Source organism: Kitasatospora sp. NPDC056651 (genome assembly GCF_042792155.1).
Taxonomy (GTDB): domain Bacteria; phylum Actinomycetota; class Actinomycetes; order Streptomycetales; family Streptomycetaceae; genus Kitasatospora.
The window spans coordinates 22,055-28,066 of record NZ_JBHTWX010000081.1; the positions used below are offsets into that span (position 1 = coordinate 22,055).

General features: G+C 74.2%; 5 protein-coding genes. 3 read left to right on the forward strand and 2 right to left on the reverse strand.

From position 1 onward, the window contains the following. Positions 1 to 5: 5 nt before the first annotated feature. The gene (locus ACFRAR_RS27160) at positions 6 to 2,366 is read right to left on the reverse strand and encodes an ATP-binding protein (protein ID WP_380700822.1); all 2,361 of its coding nucleotides are present in this window, start codon (positions 2,364 to 2,366) and stop codon (positions 6 to 8) included. Between the two features lie 65 nt (positions 2,367 to 2,431). Between ACFRAR_RS27160 and ACFRAR_RS27165 the strand changes: the two genes are divergently transcribed. Then, entirely contained in the window at positions 2,432 to 2,872 is a 441-nt protein-coding gene (locus ACFRAR_RS27165) for a DUF523 domain-containing protein (protein WP_380700823.1), read from the forward strand. A 33-nt stretch (positions 2,873 to 2,905) separates the two neighbouring features. Here the strand turns inward: ACFRAR_RS27165 and hemE are convergent, their stop codons facing one another. Further along, on the reverse strand, positions 2,906 to 4,009 hold the full coding sequence (gene hemE / locus ACFRAR_RS27170; RefSeq protein WP_380700824.1) for a uroporphyrinogen decarboxylase: 1,104 nt from the start codon (positions 4,007 to 4,009) through the stop codon (positions 2,906 to 2,908). 146 nt (positions 4,010 to 4,155) lie between these two features. On the opposite strand from hemE, the gene ACFRAR_RS27175 reads away from it, so the two are divergent. Further along, positions 4,156 to 4,818: a DUF3000 domain-containing protein gene (locus ACFRAR_RS27175; RefSeq protein ID WP_380700825.1), complete on the forward strand. Its 663-nt coding sequence runs from the start codon at positions 4,156 to 4,158 to the stop codon at positions 4,816 to 4,818. Between the two features lie 341 nt (positions 4,819 to 5,159). Further along, a complete protein-coding gene (locus tag ACFRAR_RS27180) occupies positions 5,160 to 5,876 on the forward strand; it encodes a response regulator transcription factor (RefSeq protein ID WP_316527151.1) in 717 nt (238 codons plus the stop codon). Positions 5,877 to 6,012: the final 136 nt, after the last annotated feature.

Below are 6,012 nucleotides of genomic sequence, written 5' to 3' on the forward strand. Positions count from 1 at the left end.
GGTCTTTACACCGGACCCTCAATCCGCTGCACTCCCGGCACCGGGACGTCCTTGCGGCCGATGAACGTCCAGATCTGGGCGATCAGCAGGTCGTCGGCGTGCTCGGTCGCGATGGACAGGGCGGACTCGAAGCAGTCGACCGCCTGTTCCCGGTCGCCGAGGCGCAGCAGGCAGCGGCCGAGGATCATCAGGATGCGGATCTCCCGGACCCAGTCGCCGAGCTCCTGGGCCATTTCCAGGGCCCGGGCACCGCACTCGAACGCCCGGTCGTAGTCCTTGGCGACCAGGTGCGTCGCGCCCATCAGCTGCAGCGCGTTGGTCTCGCCCGGGCGGTCCCCGACCGACCGCAGCAGGTCCCGGGAGCGGTCGAAGTTCTCCAGGGCCTCGTCGTACCGCTCCAGTTCCAGGAGGACCAGGCCGATGTTGCTCAGCAGCCGGCCTTCCTCCCGGAGGTTCCCGTCCGCCCGGGCGACCTCCAGCGCGGTCTCGTGTTCCGCCATGGCCTCCGGCTGACGGCCGAGCCGCCGGTAGACCATCCCGAGGTTGCTCCGCACGTGGGCCGCGCGCCGGGTGTCACCGGTGGCCGTCCACGTCTCCAGGGCGAGGAGGAACTGCTCCAGGGCGTCCTGGTACGCGCCCTGCTCGACCCTGACGCTGCCCAGGTTGTGCCGGGTCATCGCCTCGCCGTCCCGGTCGTCGGCGGACCGGCAGAGGGCCAGAGCCTCCTCGTGCAGCTCGACCGCCCGGGCGAAGCGGCGCTGTCCGCGTTCGATCACGCCGAGCTGGTTGAGCGCGCCGATCCTGAGCTCGCGGTCCTCCGACTCCCGGAGCAGCGCGAGCGCCGCGACGACGTGCTCCCGCGCCTCGTCGTACGCACCGAGCTCGGTGCGGATGGCGGCGAGGCCGTTCAGCGCCGCGGCCTCCTTCCGTCCGTTCCCCAGGCTCCGGGCCGCCGCGGCGGCGTGCCGGTAGCAGGTGCTCCAGGCGTCCCAGCGGCTGCGCAGCTCGAAGAACTCGACGAGCGAGAAGGGCAGGTCCTGCGCCACTGTCGCCCGGCCGGTGGCCGAGGCCAGTTCGACGGCCGCCACCAGGCAGGGCAGGTCGGCGTCGAACCAGGCCAGCAGCGGCGCGCGGAACTGCTCGTTCTCGCCCAGCAGGGTCTGCGCCGCGTGGGCGGCGCGCACGTGGAAGCGCAGCACCCGGTCGACCGCCGTCTCCCGCTCCGCGGCCGACAGGTCCGACTCGGCCCGCTCGACCGCGTACAGCCGCAGAAGGTCGTGGAAGCGGTAGCGCCGGTGGTGGGACAGCGTCTCCTGCTCGATCATGTGCGCCCGCCGGAGCTCGCCGAGCGCGCGTCGTACGACGCCCTCCGGCCGGCCGGCGAGGTGGACCGCCGCCTCCAGGCCGACGTGCGGGCCGGGGGCGAGCGAGAGCAGGGAGAAGATCCTCGCCTGCTCGGCGTTCAGGTGGCCGTACGAGAGGTCGAAGGCGGCCCGGACGGCCAGCGAGCCGCCGTAGTCGAGCTCGGCGAGCCGCCCCCGGGCGTCGGCCAGGATCGCCGCCAACTCCCTTACCGGCTGCTCGGGTTCGCTCGCCAGCAGGGCCGCGACGATCCGCAGTGCGAGCGGCAGTCCGGCACACCGCTCGGCGACCTCGGCGGCCGCCCCGGGTTCGGCGGCGACCCGGCCGTCCGTCGGGCGGGCGTCGCGCAGCACCTGGTCCAGCAGGTCGACGGCGCTGCCGTCCGCCAGCCCGCCGAGTTCCAGCAGCCGGGCGCCGTCGAGGTCGGCGAGGACGTGGCGGCTGGTGACCAGCACCCGGTGCGCGGGGTCGGCGGGCACCAGCGGACGGACCTGCTCGGCCGCCGACGCGTCGTCCACCACGACCAGGAACCGCTGCCCGCGCCGGGCCCGGCCGGCCAGTTCGGTCCGGTAGCGGGCCTCCCTGCCGGCCTGGTCCTGGGGGATCTCCCCGTCGGGCACGCCGAGTTGGCGCAGCAGGATCTCCGGCGCGGCGACCTCGCCGCCGGACCGCGGCGCGTAGCCGTGCAGGGTGACGTACAGGACACCGGTGAACCAGCCCCGCCGCTGGGCGTCGTGCGCCGCGGACACGGCGAGGGCGCTCTTGCCCGCCCCGCCGATCCCGGAGAGGACCACCGCCCGCACCCTGCCGTCCCCCGCCGGGTCCAGCACCGCCAGCACCTCGGCCAGCTCCGCCTCCCGGCCGACCAGCATCCCGGCCGCCGGCAGGGCCGACGCGTGCGGCGGCTCGGCTGCGGACGCGGGGAGCTGGTTCACGACCATGGTCCGCGCCTGGAAGACCGACCCGGCGTCGGCGTGACTGAAGTGATTCGTCGTCTCCCCCACCCGACTGTTCTACCGCCTCCACCGGCCCCGGGAGGGCCGGTCGGCCACACCGTAGGCTCGGGCGCATGGAACCGATCGTGTTGAGTGCGTGTCTGGCCGGGATTCCCTGTCGGTACGACGGGCGGGCGAAGACCGCGGACGCGGCCGTGCGGCTGGTCGAGGAGGGGCGGGCCGTGGTGGTGTGCCCGGAGGGGGCCGGCGGGTTGCCGACGCCGCGGCCGCCGGCCGAGATCGTGGGCGGGGACGGCGCGGACGTGCTGGACGGGCGGGCCCGGGTGGTGGACGCGACCGGGGCGGACCTCACCGGGGAGTTCCTGGCCGGCGCCCGGGCGGCCCTCGCCGTCGCCGAGGAGGCGGGGGCCCGGCGGGCGGTGCTGATGGCGCGCAGCCCGTCCTGCGGCTGCGGGCAGGTGTACGACGGGACGTTCACCGGGGAGCTGCGCCCCGGCGACGGGGTGACGGCGGCGCTGCTGCGCCGGGCCGGGATCGAGGTCACGGCCGGGTAGCGGCCCCGGTTCCGGGGGCCGCCACCGCGGGGGTCAGCGCGCGCTGGCCTCGTGGACGAAGGCGACCAGGCGGCTGAGCGCGTCCGGGTCCATGGACGGCATCACGCCGTGGCCGAGGTTGAAGATGTGGCCGCTGGTGCCGAGCGCCTGGGCGGCGTGCAGCACCTCGCGGGCCTTGGTCTCCACGACCTTGGTGGGCGCGTACAGCACCGCCGGGTCGAGGTTGCCCTGGAGGCCCTTGCCCTGGCCGACCCGCTCGGCGGCGACGTTCAGCGGCACCCGCCAGTCGACCCCGACGATGTCGGCGCCGGCCTGGCCCATCAGGCCGAGCAGCTCGCCGGTGCCGACGCCGAAGTGGATCCGCGGCACGCCGTAGTGGGCCACGGAGTCGAAGACCTTGGCGCTGGACGGCATCACCGAGCGCCGGTAGTCGTCCGGCGCGAGCGCGCCGACCCAGGAGTCGAACAGCTGGACCGCCGAGGCGCCGGCCTCGATCTGCACCTTCAGGAAGGCCGAGGTGATGTCCGCGAGCCGGTCCACCAGGGCGGCCCACAGCTCGGGCTGGCCGTACATCATGGCCTTGGTGTTCTCGTGGTTCTTCGACGGCCCGCCCTCGACCAGGTAGCTGGCCAGCGTGTACGGCGCGCCGGCGAAGCCGATCAGCGGGGTCCCGCCGAGCTCGTCCACCAGCAGGCCGACGGCCTCGGTGATGTAGGGGACGTCGTCCGGCTCCAGCGGGCGCAGCCGCTTGAGGTCCTCGGCGGTGCGGATCGGGTCGGCGATGACCGGGCCGACGCCGGCCTTGATGTCGACGTCGATGCCGACCGCCTTGAGCGGCACCACGATGTCGCTGAAGAAGATCGCCGCGTCCACCTTGTGCCGGCGCACCGGCTGGAGGGTGATCTCCTTGACCAGCTCGGGCCGCATGCAGGACTCCAGCATGGGGATGCCCTCGCGGACCTTCAGGTACTCGGGCAGTGAGCGACCGGCCTGGCGCATGAACCACACCGGCGTGTGCGGCACCGGCTCGTGCCGGCAGGCGCGCAGGAACGCGGAGTCGTACGCGGCGCCGCGGCGCGCGGGGGTGGTCGGGCCGTGGTGGGTGGCCGCCGTCGTGTCTGCCGTTGTCTCGCTCACGCGTCAAATCTTCGCACGGGCGCCGGGCCCGGTTTCCCGGCCGGTCTCGTGGGTTCCTCCAAGATCTGTCCGGGTTTGCCGTTCCGGCACGCCGCTGGGAGAGAAGTTGCGGCGATAACCCCGTTCTTCGACCTAGTCTTCGGGTCATGGCAGCGGTCGGAGGGCACCCCTCACAGGGTGGCGGAGCAGGTGGCGGAGCGGGTCGCGAGGGGGCACCGAGCGAGTTCCGGGCGGCCGTGGCGGTCTTGGACGGGGCCCGGTTGCGGCCCGAGGTGCAGCTCTCCCCCGCGCCGGCGCCGCGCCGGCTGGCCCCGTACTCGTTCGCGGTGACCGCCTCGGTCGAGGTGGACGGCGAGGAGCTGGCGGACGGCCGGCTGGTGCTGCTGTACGACCCGGCGGGGCAGGAGGCCTGGAACGGGGAGTTCCGGGTGGTCACGATGACCCGGGCGGAGCTGGAGCCCGAGATGGCCGGCGACCCGATGCTCTCCGAGGTGGGCTGGGCGTGGCTGCTGGACGCCCTCCAGGCGCACGGCGCCGGGTACGCGGAGCCGTCCGGCACGGTGACCCTGGCCTCCTCCCAGTACTTCGGCGGTCTGGCGGACCGCCCGTCCTCGACCGAGGTCGAGATCCGGGCCTCCTGGACGCCGGCCGACGGCCGCTTCGAGCGGCACCTGGGTGCCTGGGCCGACCTGCTGTGCATCAGCGCCGGCCTGCCCCCGGTCGCCCCGGCCGGGCAGGGCCCGACCGAGGTTCCGTCACTCGGTGGAGTGGTCCCGATGCCGGCCCGGCGACGCCCCCGGTCGCACTGACGAGTGGTGTCCGGCCCCGATGGCACCCGGGGACCGGTACGCCACCCCCAGGGCTGACGGGCGTGCCCCGGAGCTGACGGAGTGTGACTTCGGACCCCGCTCTGCGTCAATTCACCGGTCGATACCGACCGATCGGCATCGAATCTGATCGATTTTGTGCGAATACCAGGCATGTCGCATCAATCATTTGCGCGATTTGTCCGTATTGTTACTCACTAGATCGTGATCTTTCGCTAAAGCCGGGCACGGTTGCTGCCGAAGCACACTGTGACCCTTTCCGAACGCGGAACACTCCGACCGCCCCCTCGGGGTTCCGTCCGCCACTCCCCGCAGGAGGCCTGGTGTCGGTCCTTCTTGAGCACCCCGCAAACGTGGTCGCCTACCGGCCGACCAAGCCCACCGCCATGGTGGTCATCGCCGATCCCCGCGTCCGTAACACCGTCACCCGCCACCTGTGGGCACTCGGTGTCCGGGACGTGATCGAAGTGTCCTCGATCGCCGAGGCCCGCCCCCGGGTCTCCACTCCGCGCGACATCTGCGTCGCCGACGTGCACCTTCCGGACGGCTCCGGGCTGACCATCCTCGCCGAGACCCGCGCCGCGGGCTGGCCCAACGGCCTGGCACTGTCCGCCGCCGACGACATCGGCGCGGTGCGCAGCGCGCTGGCCGGCGGCGTCAAGGGCTACGTGGTGACCGGGACCCGGACGAACGTCGCGATGCCGGGCCGCCCGGGCCTGCCGCTCGGCGCCGCCGGGCTGGCCGGCCGGATGCGCCGCCCCGGGATGCCGGGCATGCCGGGCGCGGCCGGTGCGCCGGGCGCCCCCGGAGCCCCCGGTGCGCCGGGCGCGCAGCAGGCCGCCTACCGCGAGCTCTCCGGCCGCGAGGTCGAGGTGCTGCGCCTGGTCGCCGAGGGGCAGTCCAACAAGGCGATCGGCGTGGCGATGGGCCTGTCGGCGCTCACCGTGAAGAGCCACCTCGCCCGGATCGCCCGCAAGCTGGGCACCGGTGACCGGGCCGGAATGGTCGCGGTCGCGCTGCGCACCGGCATCATCCACTGAGCCGGGCGCTCCGGACCGCTGCGGCGGGCGATGCGGGAACATTACCACACCGGCCCCCCCGCCCGGTACGGGGGGGGCGGGGGGCCCGCGGGCCCCCGCGGCCCGGAGGCGCCCGGGCCGGGGGCACCCCCGCGGG

What these genes read in the sequence shown, in the direction of transcription:
- ACFRAR_RS27165 (WP_380700823.1), top strand. Translation starts at nt 2,432, where the DNA reads ATGGAACCGATCGTGTTGAGTGCGTGTCTGGCCGGGATTCCCTGTCGG.
- ACFRAR_RS27175 (WP_380700825.1), top strand. Translation starts at nt 4,156, where the DNA reads ATGGCAGCGGTCGGAGGGCACCCCTCACAGGGTGGCGGAGCAGGTGGC.